The organism is Gandjariella thermophila (assembly GCF_005405885.1).
Lineage (GTDB): Bacteria > Actinomycetota > Actinomycetes > Mycobacteriales > Pseudonocardiaceae > Gandjariella > Gandjariella thermophila.
Genome location: NZ_BJFL01000018.1, coordinates 1 through 389 on the forward strand (window position 1 = coordinate 1; position 389 = coordinate 389).

The following is a 389-nucleotide window of genomic DNA, read 5'->3' on the forward strand; positions in this document are numbered from 1 at the left end:
CGCTCCACTCGATTTCGCAGTCCGTTCACCTTCGGCGCCCGACCCCGCCTCGGATGCCCGCGCGACAGTTTCGCGGCTCCCGCCCCCACGATTCAGCAAGAAAGACGAAAAGGAGATCTATTGAGTGGATCATCTCGCAAATTTTCCGCCGAAACGTTGTCAGTTCGGCCGCAATGGAGTCCGGCCGTGGGGGCCGGAGTGAGGGCGACGGCGTCGAGGTCGGCGGGCCGCGCGAGGCGGCCGCAATGGAGTCCGGCCGTGGGCCGGGGTTCCACAGATCAGCCAGCTGACTAGTCCGTGAAAACTGGCCGTGAGCTGGGGAAATGCTGATCGGCCCGGTGACGGGGCGTTCACTAGGCCGTGGTGTTCGTCCTGGTCAGGGCGTCGCG